At 74.0% G+C, this 15700-nt stretch carries 14 protein-coding genes and 1 pseudogene; 9 read left to right on the top strand and 6 right to left on the bottom strand.

Features of this window, described 5'->3' with window-relative positions; translation table 11 throughout:
• Nucleotides 1-836: adenylosuccinate synthetase (locus AC2CHG_RS22900; RefSeq protein ID WP_484525537.1), on the top strand; the 836-nt coding region annotated here is incomplete at its 5' end.
• Nucleotides 837-860: 24 nt separating this feature from the next.
• The gene (locus tag AC2CHG_RS22895) at nucleotides 861-1475 is read left to right on the top strand and encodes a DedA family protein (protein WP_484525536.1); all 615 of its coding nucleotides are present in this window, start codon (nucleotides 861-863) and stop codon (nucleotides 1473-1475) included.
• 37 nt (nucleotides 1476-1512) lie between these two features.
• On the opposite strand, the gene AC2CHG_RS22890 is transcribed toward AC2CHG_RS22895, so the two are convergent.
• Both AC2CHG_RS22890 and AC2CHG_RS22885 read right to left on the bottom strand, forming a co-directional pair.
• Entirely contained in the window at nucleotides 1513-2157 is a 645-nt protein-coding gene (locus AC2CHG_RS22890) for a response regulator (RefSeq protein WP_262012775.1), read from the bottom strand.
• On the bottom strand, nucleotides 2154-3296 hold the full coding sequence (locus AC2CHG_RS22885; RefSeq protein ID WP_484525535.1) for a sensor histidine kinase: 1143 nt from the start codon (nucleotides 3294-3296) through the stop codon (nucleotides 2154-2156). Before AC2CHG_RS22885 ends, AC2CHG_RS22890 begins: the two co-directional genes overlap by 4 nt.
• 160 nt (nucleotides 3297-3456) lie before the next feature.
• Here AC2CHG_RS22885 and AC2CHG_RS22880 point away from each other — a divergent pair, with 160 nt between their 5' ends.
• A complete protein-coding gene (locus tag AC2CHG_RS22880; protein WP_484525534.1) occupies nucleotides 3457-4119 on the top strand; it encodes a DedA family protein in 663 nt (220 codons plus the stop codon).
• Here AC2CHG_RS22880 and AC2CHG_RS22875 read toward each other — a convergent pair.
• Nucleotides 4109-4747 carry a TetR/AcrR family transcriptional regulator gene (locus AC2CHG_RS22875; RefSeq protein WP_262012778.1) on the bottom strand — a complete coding sequence of 213 codons (639 nt, stop codon included), beginning with the start codon at nucleotides 4745-4747 and terminating at the stop codon, nucleotides 4109-4111. The genes AC2CHG_RS22880 and AC2CHG_RS22875 overlap by 11 nt on opposite strands.
• A gap of 78 nt (nucleotides 4748-4825) precedes the next feature.
• On the opposite strand from AC2CHG_RS22875, the gene AC2CHG_RS22870 reads away from it, so the two are divergent.
• The 4 genes from AC2CHG_RS22870 (at nucleotide 4826) to AC2CHG_RS22855 (ending at nucleotide 9800) form a co-directional block, all read left to right on the top strand.
• Nucleotides 4826-5278 (top strand): SCP2 sterol-binding domain-containing protein, encoded by a 453-nt coding sequence (locus AC2CHG_RS22870; RefSeq protein ID WP_262012779.1) that lies wholly within the window; start codon nucleotides 4826-4828, stop codon nucleotides 5276-5278.
• Nucleotide 5279: 1 nt separating this feature from the next.
• Nucleotides 5280-6494 carry an acyl-CoA dehydrogenase family protein gene (locus AC2CHG_RS22865; protein WP_355512265.1) on the top strand — a complete coding sequence of 405 codons (1215 nt, stop codon included), beginning with the start codon at nucleotides 5280-5282 and terminating at the stop codon, nucleotides 6492-6494.
• A gap of 164 nt (nucleotides 6495-6658) precedes the next feature.
• A complete protein-coding gene (locus tag AC2CHG_RS22860) occupies nucleotides 6659-8224 on the top strand; it encodes an AMP-binding protein (protein ID WP_262012781.1) in 1566 nt (521 codons plus the stop codon).
• A gap of 76 nt (nucleotides 8225-8300) precedes the next feature.
• On the top strand, nucleotides 8301-9800 hold the full coding sequence (locus AC2CHG_RS22855) for a N,N-dimethylformamidase beta subunit family domain-containing protein (protein ID WP_484525533.1): 1500 nt from the start codon (nucleotides 8301-8303) through the stop codon (nucleotides 9798-9800).
• Here the strand turns inward: AC2CHG_RS22855 and purD are convergent.
• The 3 genes from purD to AC2CHG_RS22840 all read right to left on the bottom strand — a co-directional run bounded on the left by purD (nucleotide 9784) and on the right by AC2CHG_RS22840 (nucleotide 13587).
• Nucleotides 9784-11031, bottom strand: coding sequence for a phosphoribosylamine--glycine ligase (gene purD / locus AC2CHG_RS22850; RefSeq protein WP_484525532.1), 1248 nt, complete (start codon nucleotides 11029-11031; stop codon nucleotides 9784-9786). The two genes, AC2CHG_RS22855 and purD, sit on opposite strands and share 17 nt — an antisense overlap.
• Before the next feature lie 90 nt (nucleotides 11032-11121).
• Entirely contained in the window at nucleotides 11122-12045 is a 924-nt protein-coding gene (locus AC2CHG_RS22845) for a type IV toxin-antitoxin system AbiEi family antitoxin domain-containing protein (RefSeq protein WP_484525531.1), read from the bottom strand.
• A 252-nt stretch (nucleotides 12046-12297) separates the two neighbouring features.
• On the bottom strand, nucleotides 12298-13587 hold the full coding sequence (locus AC2CHG_RS22840; protein ID WP_013473426.1) for an adenylosuccinate synthase: 1290 nt from the start codon (nucleotides 13585-13587) through the stop codon (nucleotides 12298-12300).
• A gap of 121 nt (nucleotides 13588-13708) precedes the next feature.
• Between AC2CHG_RS22840 and AC2CHG_RS22835 the strand changes: the two genes are divergently transcribed.
• Complete coding sequence (locus AC2CHG_RS22835; RefSeq protein ID WP_484525530.1) at nucleotides 13709-14707, top strand: diacylglycerol kinase family protein; 999 nt, start codon at nucleotides 13709-13711, stop codon at nucleotides 14705-14707.
• 74 nt (nucleotides 14708-14781) lie between these two features.
• Nucleotides 14782-15700, top strand: a pseudogene (locus AC2CHG_RS22830) (chromosome partitioning protein); the annotation flags it as partial.

The following is a 15700-nucleotide window of genomic DNA, read 5'->3' as shown; positions in this document are numbered from 1 at the left end:
CCCCCCCCCCCCCCCCCCCCGACGAGGCACCCCGGGTGGCGGACTGCCGCCGCCCGGCGGTGCTGCGCCGGCGGCTGACCGCGCTACGGGACCGGCTCACCGCCGAGCTGGGCCCGCTCGACGCGCCGCCGGTGGAGGACTGCCTGCCCGCGTACGCGGCCTTCGCGCGCCGGGTCGCGATCGTCGACCGGACCTGGCTGGCATCGGCGCTGCGCGAGGGCACCTGCGTCTTCGAGGGCGCCCAGGGGGTGCTGCTGGACGAGTGGCACGGCTTCCACCCGTACACGACGTGGAGCACCACGACGTTCGCCAACGCCGAGACGCTGCTCGCCGAGGCGGGGATGGCCGGTACCGCGCAGCGGCTCGGTGTGCTGCGGACCACCACCACCCGGCACGGTCCCGGGCCGCTGGTCACCGAGGACGCGGCGCTGCCGTTCACCGACCGCCACAACGGGACGAACCCCTGGCAGGGGCGGTTCCGGTTCGGGCACTTCGACGCGGTCGCCCACCGGTACGCGCTGGAGGTCGCCGGTGGGGTGGACGGGCTGGCGCTCACCCACCTCGACCTGGCCGGTCCCGACCTGCGGATCTGCCGCCGGTACGAGGGCCTGGGCCGGCTCGTCCCCGGCCCGGCCGGTGACCTGGACCGGCAGGCGGCGCTCACGCAGCGGCTGCTGCGGGCCCGGCCGGTGCTCGGCGAGTCACCGGCCGACTGGCCGGCGGCCGTCTCGGAGGCGCTGGGCGCGCCGGTGGTGCTCACGTCGCGCGGGCCCACGGCCGAGGAGAAGGAAGGGTCCCTTGTTGACGCCTTTTGCATGGGAAGGGCCCCTGCTTAACACCGCACCACCGAGCATGGGTGCATGGGGGACGTGCTCGACCTGCTGCACCACACGGTGACGTCGCCGTGGGTGTATCTGGTGATCATCGCGGTCACCGCCGTCGACGCGTTCTTCCCGGCGGTCCCCGGCGAGACGGTGGTGATCACCGCCGGGGTCTTCGCGGCCGGCGGCGAACCGAACCTGGTGCTGGTGATCCTGACCGCCGCGTTCGGCGCGCTCGTCGGCGACCACGTCTCGTACGCGATCGGGCGCGGCGGCGGCGCGCACCGGCTGGCCCGCTTCCCGGCGGACAGCAGGCGGCGGGCCAGTTCCGAGTGGGCCCGCCGGGCGGTCGACAGGCGCGGCGGGATGATCCTGACCACCGCCCGGTACGTCCCCGGCGGCCGCACCGCGGTCACGCTGACCATGGGCGCGGTCCGCTACCCGGCGCGGATGTTCCTGCTGTACGACGGCCTGGCGTGCACCACCTGGGGGGTCTACTGCGCGCTGCTCGGCTACTTCGGCGGGCTGGCGTTCGAGCACAACCCGCTGTCCGGGCTGCTCGCCGGCGTCGCCATCTCGCTGGCGGTCACCGGCCTGTTCGAGGCCGTCCGCTGGGGCCGGCGCAGAGCTCGGACCCGGGCCGCCCGCCGCTGACCCCGCCGCGGCCGGATCCGGCGCGGTTCCGGGGCCGTCAGTCCAGCAGGTCGGCGTCGTGCACGAGGATGGCGAGTTGCACCCGGTTGGCCAGGCCGAGCTTGGCCAGCGCACGGCTGACGTGCGTCTTCACGGTCGCCTCGCTGGCGCCGACCCGGCGGCCCACCTCGGCGTTCCCGTCCCCCCGGGCCACCTCGCGGACGATCGCCGCCTCCCGCTCGGTCAGCCGGGACAGCCGCTGCCGGGCGGCCTCCCGGCGGGCCGGACCGCGCTCGGCGAAGGAACTGATCAGTCGCCGGGTCACCGTCGGCGCGAGCATGGCGTTCCCGGCGGCGACGGTCCGTACGGCGGCGGCGAGGTCCCGGGGCGGCGTGTCCTTGAGGAGGAAACCGACCGCTCCGGCCCGGAGCGCCTCGTGCACGTACTCGTCCAGGTCGAAGGTGGTCAGCATGACCACCTTCGGTCCGGCGGCCACGATCCCCGGGGCGGCGGCCAGCCCGTCGACGCCGGGCATGCGGACGTCGAGCAGCACCACGTCGGGGCGCAACCGTACGGTGGCGGCCAGCGCCTCGGCCCCGTCCGCGGCCTCGCCGACCACGGTGATGTCCGGCGCGGCCTCCAGGATCAACCGGAGCCCGGCTCGGATGAGCTGCTCGTCGTCCGCGAGCACGACGCGGATCACGACGTCTCCCCGGCCGGGACCAGCGCACGCAGCAGGAAGCCCCCGCCGGGGATCGGCCCCGCCGTGAGCCGCCCACCCGTCAGCTCGACCCGTTCGCGCAGGCCGACCAGGCCGAGCCCGGCACCCGGAAGCACCGGATCGCGACGGTCGGACCGGTCGTTGCGGATGGTGACCTCGACCCCGTCGGCCAGGTGCCGCAGGCGTACGTCGACCGCCGCGTCCGGGGCGTGTTTCCGCACGTTCGTCAGCCCTTCCTGCACCACCCGGTGCACGGTCCGGGCCACGGCGTCCGGCACCGGCCCGGGCGTTCCCTCGTCCGACCGGCTCACCCGCAGTCCGGCCGCGCGCGACTCGCGGACCAGATCGTCGACCGTGTGCCAGCCCGGCGCCGGGAGCGGCCGTTCCTGACGCAGCACGCCGAGCACCTCCCGCAGGTCGGTCAGGGCGGCCCGGCCCGTGGACCGGATCAACGCGGCCGTCTCGACCGTGGCGGGATCGGCGGTGGTCACCTCAAGCGCACCCGCATGCACCACCATGAGCGAGACCCGGTGCGCCACGACGTCGTGCATCTCCCGCGCGATCCTGGCCCGTTCCTCGGCCCGTACCCGGTCGGCCTGCGCCTCCTGCTCGCGCTCCAGCCGCTCGGCCCGGTCCCGCAGGGCCGCCAGGGCGTCCCGGCGGGCCCGGATCCAGAGCCCGACGATCGCCGGAGCGATCACCAGCCAGGCGTAGAACACCACCGCGTTTCCGGGGGTCGCCATGACCATGCGGCGTTCGCCACCCACCGCGCTGCCGACCGCCATTCCCGTGAGCATGACCGGGAGCGTCCCGAGCAGGTACGCGGCGAGCTGCCGCCCCCGCAGTCCGGTGCCGGCCCGCCAGGACGTGACCACGACGGCCGCCCAGGCGGCCAGGACCAGCCAGCACACGGCGGCCGCGGCGGGCAGCACCCAGCGACGTGACGAGAGCACCGAGGCACCGGTGGCGAGCGCGAGCAGGAGGATCACCGCGGGCGGCAGCGGCGAGCGCACGCCGAGCCCGCCGGTCGCCGAGGCCCAGGTGGCGGCGGCCACCGTCCCGGCCAGCAGCACCGGCAGGTACGGTTCGACGCGCCGGACGGCGCCCGCCCAGGCGGTCACCCGACGAGCCTAGGCCCGGCGGGCCCGCGACGGCACCGGGCTCGGGGAGGGTTGGGTGCCGACCCCGAGACCACCTCGGGGTACGGCACGACGAAAGTGCACCCTCCGGGCCGACCGACGGCAGATTCCGTCGGCGCCCGGCCGGACCAGCATCGACGCCATGGATGCCGCTCTCGAACTGCTCCACGACACGATCTCGTCGCCCTGGGTCTATCTGGCGTTGTTCGCCATTGCCGTGGTGGACGGGTTCTTCCCCGTCGTACCGAGCGAGACAGCTGTCATCACGGCAGGCGTCTTCGCGGCCACCGGCCAGCCGGACCTGCCGCTGGTGATCGGCGTGGCGGCGCTCGGCGCGCTGGTCGGCGACCACGTCTCCTACGCGATCGGCCGGCACGGCGGGGCTCGGCTGCTGGACCGGCTGCCACGGGAGAGCCGTCGGCGGGCCGCTGTGGACCGGGCCCGGCGGGGGATCGCCGTGCGCGGCGGGCTCATCCTCACCGTCGCCCGGTACGTGCCGGGCGGCCGGACCGCCGTCACCCTCACCATGGGCGCGACCCGCTTTCCCCGGCGGCGGTTCCTCGCCTTCGACGCGCTCGCCGCCGCGACCTGGGGCACCTACTCGGCGTCGGTCGGCTACCTCGGCGGGCTCGCCTTCGAGCAGGACCCGATCCGGGGACTGCTGTTCGGTCTGGGGCTGGCCCTGACGGTGACGCTCGTGGTGGAGATGGTGCGCTGGGCGCGGGGCCACCGCGCGCCGCAGGTGTCAGGAAGGGGCCCTTCCTCTGCCGGAGGCGTTAAGAAGGGGCCCTTCCTTACGCCGTAGGCGGGTGCCAGGTGACGCCGCGCAGGAGCTGGTCGGCGCCGAGCCAGGCCACGTTCATCATCCGCGTCGCGGTCTTCCCCGCGTCCGCCTCGGGGTGGTCGGCCAGCCAGTCGGCGAGCGACTCGCTGGCACCGACCAGCCCGTACGCGACCACCTCCAGGTCGGTGGCGCCGACCTCGCGGCCGGAGGCGCGCAGCGCGTGGTCGAGCATCCCGGCGACCACCTCGACCAGCCGGTCACGCATGGCGGCGAGTTCGGCGGCGAACGGCTGGGAGCCGCGGGCCTGCCGGTAGAGCACCGCCCAACCGTCGCGGTGTGCGCCGACGAAGCCGAAGAACGCGCGCAGCCCGCGCCAGAGCCGCTCGTCGGCGGGCAGGTCGGGGGCGGCGGCGCCGGCGATCGCCTCCATCATCCGGGTGCTCTCCCGGTGCAGGCAGGCGATGAAGAGTTCCTCCTTGGTGCCGAGGTAGGCGTACACCATCGGCTTGGAGATGCCGGCGTCGTCGGCGATCTCGTCCATGCTGGCGGCGTGGAAGCCGCGGCGGGAGAACACCTTCACCGCCGCGTCGAGCATCTGCTGCTCGCGTACGGCGCGTGGGAGGCGCTTGAAGGTCGGCGTGCTGGACACCCTTGCGAGCATACCTACCCGTGCGTAAGGTTACGCCAGAGTAACCAAAGTGGCCCCGCCCGAGAGGTGCAATCCCCCATGACTGACTTCGACCCGGCCAACTTCGCGAACGTCGGCCCGAAGGAATTCGCGCAGCTGGTCAAGTCCACGCCGGACGCCAAGATCAACGAGATCATGTCCGGCGACTCGCGCGGCAAGATCCTCAGCGAGGTCTTCAACCGGATGCCCACGCTGTTCCGCGCCGACCGCGCCGGTGCCACGAACGCGGTCATCCACTGGAACATCACCGGCCGTCCGGACGGTGGCACCGACACCTACGAGATCGTCATCGAGAACGGCACCTGCACCGTCTCGGAGACCGCGACCCGCGACCCGAAGCTGAGCCTCACCATGGGCCCGGTCGAGTTCCTGAAGATCGTCTCCGGTGGCGCCAACCCGGTGATGATGTTCATGACCGGCAAGCTGAAGGCCAAGGGCGACCTGGGCCTGGCCGCCAACATCGCCAACCTGTTCGACATCCCCAAGGCCTGACATGGCCGAGTTCTCGCTCGACCTGAACGAGGAACAGCGGGACCTTCGCGACTGGGTGCACGGCTTCGCCGCCGAGGTCGTGCGCCCGGCCGCGGCCGAGTGGGACGCCCGGGAGGAGACCCCCTGGCCGATCATCCAGGAGGCCGCGAAGGTCGGCCTGTACGGGTTCGAGTTCCTCGCCACCTGCTGGGCCGACCCCACCGGCCTCTCCCTGCCGATCGCCAGCGAGGAACTCTTCTGGGGTGACGCCGGCATCGGCCTGAGCATCTTCGGCACCTCCCTCGCGGTCGCCGCGATCTACGGCGCCGGCACCCCCGAGCAGCTCGTCGAGTGGGTGCCGCAGTGCTTCGGCGACGTCGACTCCCCGGCCGTCGCCGCGTTCTGCACGAGCGAGCCGGAGGCCGGGTCCGACGTCGGCTCGATGCGTACCCGCGCCGTCTACGACGAGGCCACCGACGAGTGGGTGCTCAACGGCCAGAAGGCGTACGCCACGAACGGCGGCATCGCCGGGGTGCACGTCGTGACCGCCTCGATCGAGCCGGAGCTGGGCTCGCGCGGCCAGGCCGCGTTCGTCGTACCCCCTGGCACTCCCGGTCTGACCGCCACCCGCAAGCTGCGCAAGCTGGGGCTGCGCGCCTCGCACACCGCGGACGTCTTCCTCGACGACGTCCGGGTGCCCGGCCGCTGCCTGCTCGGCGGCAAGGACGCGCTCGACGAGCGTCTGGCCCGTGCCCGGTCCGGGCAGCGCGCCTCCGGTCAGGCGGCGATGCGGACGTTCGAGCTGTCCCGCCCGACAGTCGGCGCGCAGGCGCTCGGCGTGGCCCGCGCCGCCTACGAGTACGCCTTGGACTACGCCAAGGAGCGGGTCCAGTTCGGACGCCCCATCATCGCCAACCAGGCGGTCGCGTTCGCGCTCGCCGACATGAAGATGGAGATCGACGCGGCCCGGCTGCTGGTCTGGCGCGCCTCCTGGATGGGCCGCAACAACCGGCCGTTCACCGCCGGTGAGGGCTCGATGTCCAAGCTCAAGGCTGGCGAGGTGGCCGTCTCGGTGACCGACAAGGCGGTCCAGCTCCTCGGCGGCGCCGGCTTCCTGCGCGACCACCCGGTGGAGCGGTGGTACCGGGACGCCAAGATCTACACCATCTTCGAGGGCACCTCCGAGATCCAGCGGCTGGTCATCTCCCGGGCCATCTCCGGGATGCAGATCCGCTGACCGCCGGCGGGCCGCGGCCCGACCCGTGACGCCTCGTGCCGTCGCGGGCCGGGCCGCCGCTCCCGGGCCGACCCGAACCGCGATCGGGCACAAGATCATGCCGAACCGGACGCCCGACCGTCCGGAGCCTGGTCGACGAACCACGAACGCGAAGGAGTTGCGCCGTGGACCTGCCGTTCATCGCCGCCACGCTGACCCGACGTGGACTGCTCGCCCCGGGCGGACCGATCCGCGTGGTCTCCCAGCTCAACGCGCTGCGCCGGTGGGGCTGGAGCCTCGCCGGGGAGCTGCGCCAGGCCGCCGCCCGCGACCCCGGCCGCGTCGCTGTGGTCGACGAGCAGGGCGCCACCATGACGTACCAGGAACTGCTCGACCGCTCCGAGCGGCTGGCCCGGTCGCTGCGCTCCCACCTCGGCGTGCAGACCGGCGACCGGGTGGGCGTGCTCTGCCGCAACCACCACGGCCTGATCGAGGCGATAGTCGCAGCGATGCTGCTCGGCGCGGACGCCGTCCTGGTCAACACCGGCCTGTCCGCCGCGCAACTGGTGACTGTGGCCGAGGAACAGGGCCTGCGCGTCCTGGTGCACGACGGCGAGTTCACCGAGCGCGTCCTCGGCCTCCCGGCCGAGCTGCACCGGGTCGACGAGCGGGGGCAGGAGGAGCTGATCGCCGCCGCCGTACCCGGGGAGAAGCTCCAGCCGCCGGAGCGCGACGGCCGCACCATAGTGCTGACCTCCGGCACCACCGGCGCACCCAAGGGCGCCCGCCGGCCCACCCCGCACGGCTTCGGCCCGCTGGTGTCCATCATCGACAGAATCCCGCTGCACGCGAAGAACACCGTGATGATCGCCGCGCCGATCTTCCACACCTGGGGGTACGCCGCGCTCCAGGTCTCGTTCGCGCTGCGCGCCACGGTCGTACTGCACCGGCGCTTCGACCCGGCCGCCACGCTCGCCGCGCTCGTCGACCAGCGGTGCGACGCGATGTTCGCCGTACCGGTGATGCTGCAACGGCTGATGGAGGTCGCGCCGCCGCAGCCCCGGCCGCCGCTCAAGGTGGTGGCGGTCAGCGGATCCGCGTTGCCCGGCAACCTGGCGACCGCCTTCATGGACCGGTACGGCGACGTGCTCTACAACCTCTACGGCTCGACCGAGGTCTCCTGGGCCTCCATCGCCGGCCCGCCCGAACTGCGCGCCGCGCCCACCACTGCGGGCCGGCCGCCGCACGGCACCCGGCTGGCCATCCTGGACGAGACCGGCCGGCCGGTCCGCGACGGCGAGGTCGGGCGGATCTTCGTCGGCAACGAGATGCTGTTCGAGGGCTACACCTCGGGCGCCGGCCGGGAGAGCCGCGACGGTCTGCTCGACACCGGCGACCTGGGCCGGCTCAACGCCGACGGACTGCTCTTCGTCGACGGCCGGGCCGACGACATGATCGTCTCGGGTGGCGAGAACGTCTTCCCCTCCGAGGTGGAGGATCTGATCGCCCGGTTGCCGCAGGTTCGCGAGGTCGCGGTGATCGGCGTACCGGATCCCGACTACGGTCAGCGGCTGGCCGCGTTCCTGGCGCTGCGGGCCGGCGAGACGCTCGACCCGGAGGCGGTCCGCGAGTACGTCCGGCGCTACCTGGCCCGCTTCTCCGTGCCCCGCGACGTGGTGTTCGTCAAGTACCTGCCGCGCAACGCCACCGGCAAGGTGCTCACCCGGGAGCTGCGCCGCTACTTCGATTGATCAACATCGGACAGACAGCCCCGGCCGCCCGGTGCTACCTTCTCTCCCGACCGGACGGGGAACGGGGAGAACCACAATGGACCGGTTTCGGCGGCGTACCGCGCTCGGCCTCCTCGTCGGAGGCGCGTCCGCCGCCGCGCTCGGCTCGTTCGACCCGGTCCACGGCCGGCCCGACGACCCACCCACCCGCTGGCCGGTTCCGCCCGTCGAGCGGGAGAACCGCGCCGCCGGTGAGCCGTGGTGGCCCGAGCACGGCGGCCGGGCCGCCGACGACCGGCGGCGTCAGATCCAGGGGTACGCCTCGACGACGAGCGTCGCCCCCGGCGAGGTGATCGATTTCCACATCGCCGTCAACCCGGGCGGCCGGTTCCGGATCAGCGTGCACCGCATCGGCTGGTACGACGGCGCGGGCGCCCGCACGATGCTGACCAGCGCCGAGCTGAGAGGCGAGCCGCAACCGGTGCCGGTCGCCGACCCGGACACCGGTGTGCTCGACTGCCGGTGGCCGGTGTCCTGGCGCCTGCCCGTCCCGCACGGCTGGACCTCCGGCCTCTACCAGGCGGTCTTCACCTCGGCCGACGGCTGGCGGGCGTGCACGCCGTTCGTGGTGCGCGACGACAGGCGCCCGGCCGCGCTCTGCGTGGTGCTGCCGGTGACCACCTGGCAGGCGTACAACCAGTGGCCGCGCGATCGGCGCGTCGGCAAGAGCCTCTACAACGGCTACCGGACCGACGGGCGGCGCGACCCGGCGCTGCGGGCACGCGCGGTCTCCTTCGACCGCCCGTACGCCGACGCGGGCCGGCCCACCCACTTCGACCGCGACGAGGCAGCGGTCCGGTGGCTGGAACGCAACCTCTACGACGTCAGCTACGCCACCAGCTTCGACCTGCACTCCGGGCGACTCGACCCGGCGCGGTACCGGGGCCTGGTGTTCTGCGGGCACGACGAGTACTGGTCGGCCGAGATGCGCCGCGCCACCGAGGTCGGCCTGGACGGGGGCACCAGCCTCGCGTTCCTCGGCGCGAACAGCGTCTACTGGCACGCCCGCGTCCGCCCCGCCGCCGACGGCCGCCCCGAACGCGTCGTCGAGTGCGCCAAGACGCTCCCCGACCCGGGCGCGGGCACCGGCGACCCGACTGTGACGTGGCGCGACCTCGACCGGCCGGAACAGGCGCTGCTCGGCGTGCAGTACAACGGCATCGTGCTTACCCCGCAGCCGCTCGTGGTGCGCGGTGCCGACCACTGGGTGTGGTCCGGCACCGGCGTCGCCGACGGCGACCGCATCCCGGGCGTGGTCGCGGGCGAGGCGGACGGGCTGCACGCCGCCCTCGCCCGGCCCGCCGGGACCACGCTCAGCTCGTCGCCGTACCCGGCGCAGCAGGGCGGCCGACGACTCCAGAGCAGCCACGTCTACGAGACGGCACGCGGCGCCGTGGTGTTCGCCAGCGGCACGCTCGGCTGGACGCTGGCCCTGGACCGGCAGGGACACCGCGACCCGCGCATCGAGCGGGCCACGGCGAACGTGCTCAACCGGATGGCCGGCCGCCGGCGCGGGACGGTCAGCCCGGGATCGTGATCCGGCCGTCCACCGCCGCCGCCGCGATGTCGGTGCGGTGGTGGGCACCGGCCAGCTCCACGTCGCGTACCAACTCGTAGGCGGCGTCACGCGCGGCGGCCAGGTCCGGTCCGGTCGCCGTACCGCAGAGGACCCGGCCGCCGGCGGACCGCAACGTGCCGTCGGCGTCCCGGCGGGTGCCGGCGTGGATGATCCCGGCGCGGTCCGCGCCGGTGATCACGTCACCGGTACGCGGGCCCGCCGGATAGCCGTCGGCCGCCACCACGACCGTCACGGCCGCACCGTCGCGCCACCGCAGCGGCGGGTGCGCGCCGAGCGTGCCGGTGGCGGCGGCGTGCAGCAGCCCACCCAGCGGTGTCTCCAGCAGGGCGAGCACGACCTGCGTCTCCGGGTCGCCGAAACGCGCGTTGAACTCGATGACACGCGGGCCGGACGGGGTGATCGCCAGGCCCACGTAGAGCAGCCCGGCGAACGGGGTGCCCCGGCGGCGCAGCTCCGCCAGCGTCGGGTGCACCACGTCGCGCATCACGTCGTCGACCAGGTTCGGCGGGGCCCACGGCAGCGGCGCGTACGCGCCCATGCCGCCCGTGTTCGGCCCGGTGTCGCCGTCGCCGACCCGCTTGAAGTCCTGCGCCGGCAGCAGCGGCACCGCCGCCTCGCCGTCGGTCACCACGAACAGGGAGACCTCGGGACCGGACAGGTACTCCTCGATCACCACCCGGCCGCACTCCGCAGCGTGCCGTTCGGCGGCCGCACGGTCGTCGGTGACCACCACGCCCTTGCCGGCGGCCAGCCCGTCGTCCTTCACCACGTACGGCGCGCCGAACTCGTCCAGCGCGTGCGCCACCGCAGCCGCGTCCTCGCAGGTGTACGCGCGGGCGGTCGGCACACCGGCGGCGGTCATCACGTCCTTGGCGAACGTTTTCGAGCCCTCCAGCCGGGCCGCCTCCGCGCTCGGGCCGAACACCGCGATGCCCTTGGCGCGTACCGCGTCGGCGACGCCCGCCACCAGCGGCGCCTCCGGCCCGATAACCACCAGGTCGGCCGCGACCTCGACGGCGAGGGCCGCCACTGCCGCCGGGTCGGTGGGTGTCACCTCCCGAAGCTCGGCCACCGCGGCGATCCCCGGATTCCCCGGAGCCGCGAACAGCGCCTCGACAGCCGGATCCCCGGCGAGTCCGAGCGCGAGAGCGTGCTCCCGCCCACCACCACCCACAAGAAGTACGCGCACGACCGGCATCCTACTGACCACCCCACCCCACCCCGTCGATCAAGGAGTTTGCGTCTCAGATTGAGGGGTGAAGGTCCGCAAACTCCTTGATCACCAGCGCTTCAGGGCGTGTTTCACCGTCTGGGGGATGTAGTCGGGGCGGAGGGTGTCGGACCACGTGAAGCGGAGGATCCGCCAGCCGGCGTTGACCAGGCGGTTCTGCCGGAAGCGGTCCGCGTAGACGGCTTGGGGTGTCAGGTGCGGGGCCCGGCCGTCCGCCTCCGCGATCAGACGCGCCCCGCGCCATGCCAGGTCCCCGATGCCGAGCAGGTAGCCGTCCTCGTCCCGGACCGGCAGTTGCAGGACGTCCGGCGGCACGCCACCGTCGACGCACCGGAGCCGGGCCCGGGTCTCCAGCGGTGACTGCGCCCGGCCGTCCGCCTCGGCCAGGTATCCACGAGCGGCGACCGCCCCGCGGCGACCGGTGAGGTGCGCGAGCACCAGGCGCAGGTCGTTCTCGGCCAGGATGCGCTGGTGGAGCGCGGAATCGAGGACGCACACCGCGGGGTAGCGCCGAGCCCGCAGCAACACGTCCGCGACGGTGCGCACCGGGGTGGTGACCGCTACGCCGCCGGCCCGGCACACGTCCTCTTCGGCAAGCGTCAACTGGTGCACCGTCAGGCCCGGTTCCGTCCGGCGCTGCACGTGCGGCCGATCCGGCGGCACCGACACGTGGATCACCGGCGTCGGCGGAAGGCCGGCGATGCCGTGCAGCTCGGCGGCGGTACCCAGCACGGCGACCGCGCCCTGCCCGAGGCTCGCGATCGTGGCGCTGATCGTGGCACGTCGGAGTGCCACCGGCATCGACCCGGCGGGAGACGGGAGGTAGCAACCGCGCGAGACTCGCGTCCATCGCCCGGACCGGACGAGGTACCTGATCTGCTCCCGGCCGAGGCCCAGGCGCAAAGCCTGGCCCGCCGTCACGAAGCCGCCCTGCGTTGCGGCCAGCCGCGTCAGCTCGTCGAATTCACCCACACGCGCAGGCTCCCCCGCACCACCCCACAGCCGAAACCCCTGTGGACAACCCTGTGGACAACCGCCCTCCCGCAGCCTGTCCCGCCTCCACCCCGCCGCGCCCCGCCCCGCGACCGCCCCGGTGATCAAGGAGTTTGTGTCCGGATCCGACGCCGAACTGGACACAAACTCCTTGATCACCGGAGTGGGGGCCGGAGGGCCCGGGGGTGGGTGGCGGGCGGAGGGTGGGTGGGTGGGTGGGGTGGGAGGGGGTTAGGGGAGGAGGGGGTGGCGGAGGACGTTTTCCTCTCGGCCTGGGCCTACTCCCACCACGCTCACCCGGGTGCCGGTCAGTTCCTCGATGCGCGCGATGTAGCGGCGGGCGTTCTCCGGGAGCTCGTCCTCGGTCCGCGCCTTGGTGATGTCCTCCCACCAGCCGTCGAGCTCTTCGTAGATCGGCGTGGCGTGGTGGAAGTCGGTCTGCGTCATCGGCATGTCGTCGAAACGCTCACCGTTGATCTCGTACCCCACGCAGATCGGCACCTTGGCGAGGCCGGTCAGCACGTCCAGCTTCGTGACCACCAGGTCGGTGACGCCGTTGAGGCGGCACGCGTACCGGGCCACCACGGCGTCGAACCAGCCGCAGCGGCGCTCCCGGCCGGTGGTGGTGCCGTACTCGTGGCCGACCTTGCGCAGGTGCTGCCCGTTGTCGTCGAACAGCTCGGTCGGGAACGGGCCGGAACCCACCCGCGTCGTGTACGCCTTGCTCACCGCGATGACCTTGGTGATCGCGGTCGGCGGGATGCCCGCGCCCACGCACGCCCCACCGGCCGTCGGGTTCGACGAGGTGACGAACGGGTAGGTGCCGTGGTCCATGTCGAGCATGGTGGCCTGGGCGCCCTCCAGCAGCACGGTCTCGCCGCGGTCGAGCGCGTCCCAGAGCATCACCCGGGTCTCGGCGATGTACGGGCGCAGCCGCTCGGCGTACTGGAGGTACTCCTCGACGGTCTCCTCGACGTCGATCGCCTTGCGGTTGTAGACCTTGAACAGGAGCTGGTTCTTCTCGCGGAGCGCCAGCTCAAGCTTCTTGCGCAGGATGCCCGGGTCGAGCAGGTCCTGGAGCCGGATGCCCATCCGGGCGACCTTGTCGCCGTACGCGGGGCCGATGCCCCGGCCGGTGGTGCCGATGCGGGAGCTGCCCAGGTAGCGCTCGACCACCCGGTCCAGCGCCCGGTGGTGCGGCATGATCAGGTGCGCGTCGCCGGAGATGCGCAGGCGGGACACGTCCACGCCGCGCTCGGCGAGCCCGTCGATCTCCTGCAGCAGCACCTTCGGGTCGACCACCACACCGTTGCCGATCACGATCATCGCGCTCGGTGACAGCGCCCCGGACGGCATGAGGTGCAGCGCGTACTTCTGGCCGTCCGGCGTGATCACCGTGTGGCCTGCGTTGTTGCCGCCGGAGTAGCGCACGACGTAGTCGACCCGCTCACCCAGCAGGTCGGTAACCTTGCCCTTGCCCTCGTCGCCCCACTGGGCGCCGAGCAGCACGATCGCTGGCATCTTCTCGCCTCCAGAAGGCTCGGGTGCCAGGTGGCGACCGGTCAGCGAGCCCGGGGTGTCAGGCTAACAAGTAGTGACGGCGGGACCAGCAGGGGTTGGTCGAGAAGCAGGAGGCTCCTTCGTGTACGACGTGGTGCTGCTCACCCTCGGCTCGGAGCGGGACGCTCCCGGTGGTGGCTGCGGCAGCGGCGGCGCCTGCTGCGGCGGCGCGGACGACACCGCCGCCGAGACCGGCGAGGAGCGCTGCGAGACGCCGCGCGTACCGGTGCTGGCCTGCGCGGACGAGCTGACCGCCCGGGGTGCCCGGGTGGCCACCGTGACCGCGCGGTCGGACGCCGAGATCGACGAGGTGCTGGCCCGCCTCGACGCCCCGCCGCGCGCCGACGGCCTCACCTGGCCGGACTCCGACGGCAAGACCCGGCTGATCGTCGCCACGGCGAGTGACGGTCAGTTGCGCGCCGTCCTGCGCCGGCTGGTGCGCCGGTACGCTCCGCCGCCGAGCCGCCGTCCCGCGGACCTCGCCGAAGACCGTACGGTGCCCGACCTGCCCCCGGTCGGCGTACTCCCGCTCGATCCGGCCCGGTCCGGGACGGCGCGGGACCTGGCCGCGCAGCTCGGGCTGCCCCGGGATCCGGCGGGTGTGGCCGCCGCGGTGCTGGACGGCACCGCCCGGCGGCTCGACCTACTGCGCAACGACGGCGGCTCGGTGACGCTGGACGGCGCGCTGCTCGGCGCCGCCGACGACGCGGGCCGTCCGCTGCACTGGCGGGCCCGGGTCGAGGTCGACGGCACGGTGCTCAGCGACGGCTCGGAGCCGATCACCGCGTGCGCGATCGGCAACGCGGGCGGGTACGCGCGCCTCGGTGAGGTGGACCTGCTGGGCGGCCCGGATCCGGCCGACGGGCGGGTGACGGTGGGCGTCGCCGTACCGGTGGTGACCCGGTCGGCGTTGGGCCGGAAGAAGGTCCGGCTGGAGGTACGCCGGGCGCGGGGACGCGCGGTGGCGGTGGTGCCCCGCGACGAGAAGGTGCCGTTCCTCGACGACGGCGTCGAGGGCGAACTGAGCCGTAAGCGCTCCTGGTGGACCGAGCCGGGCGCCTGGGCGGTCTGGACGGGCTGACCTCGGTCGATCCCCACCCGGCTCGCGGCGCTGGCCGGACCGCCTATCCTCGGCGGAAGGAATGGGGAGGAACCGTGGTGCACGAGAACGACGACCGGGCCCACGTACCGGGCCGGCCGCAGGTGCCGCAGCGGGACGTCGAGCCGCTCTGGCCGCCGGAGGAGACCGATGCGGCGGCGGCCACGATCCCGCCGTGGGCGTCGGTGCCCTGGCCGCTCCCGCCCGCCGACGCTCCCACGCCGCCGGCCGCGGACGTCCCGGCGCCCCAGGCGCCCGCGGTCGACATGGACCTGCCGTTCACGCTCGACCGGGCGACCTCCGCCCCGTCACCGGCCCAGCCGGAACCGGCGGCATCCAGCTCACCGGCGGTGCCCGGTACGCAGGCGGCGCCCGCCCCGGCGACCACGCCCACCTCCGGCACTGCCGGAACGGCTACCGCCGGCGAGGGCACCGGGAACGGACGGGCCACCTCGCCGTGGGCACAGCCGCCACAGCGGGCCGGGTCGGACTCCGCCACCACGCCGGACCCGCTCCCCACCGAGGCAGCGGCTCCGCCGTCCGAGTCAGCGGAGGCCGACGGCAACGCGTCCGGCCGCGCCATCGTGGCGCCGCCCCCGCCCGAGGCACTCTCCGCCGGCGGCGCCGCCTCCGGCCGGGCCACCGTGGCACCGCCCCCGCCGCCTGACGCCCTCCCCGAGGACGGCATCGCGTCCGGCCGGGCCACTGTCGCCGGGACGCAGCCGTCGCCGGACTCCGGTACGGGACCGGCAGGGCCGGGCGCGCCCGAGCAGACGCCCCGCCTCGGGCCGTTCCCGCCGTCGCCGGGCGTGCCGGCGCAGCCGTCCCCGTACGGCAACGGCTATCCGCCGTCCGCGTACCAGCCGCGACCTGGTCAGCCCGGCTGGTACCCGCCGCCCGGCTGGACGCCCCAGGCCGGCGCGCCGCAGCCGGGCGGCCCGCTGCCGCCGCAGGCGCCGGTGTCCGGCCCGGTGG

Source organism: Micromonospora sp. ATLC20, from assembly GCF_057196585.1.
The sequence above is the reverse complement of the archived record's forward strand: the minus strand, read 5'-3'. Positions and strand labels throughout refer to the sequence as shown.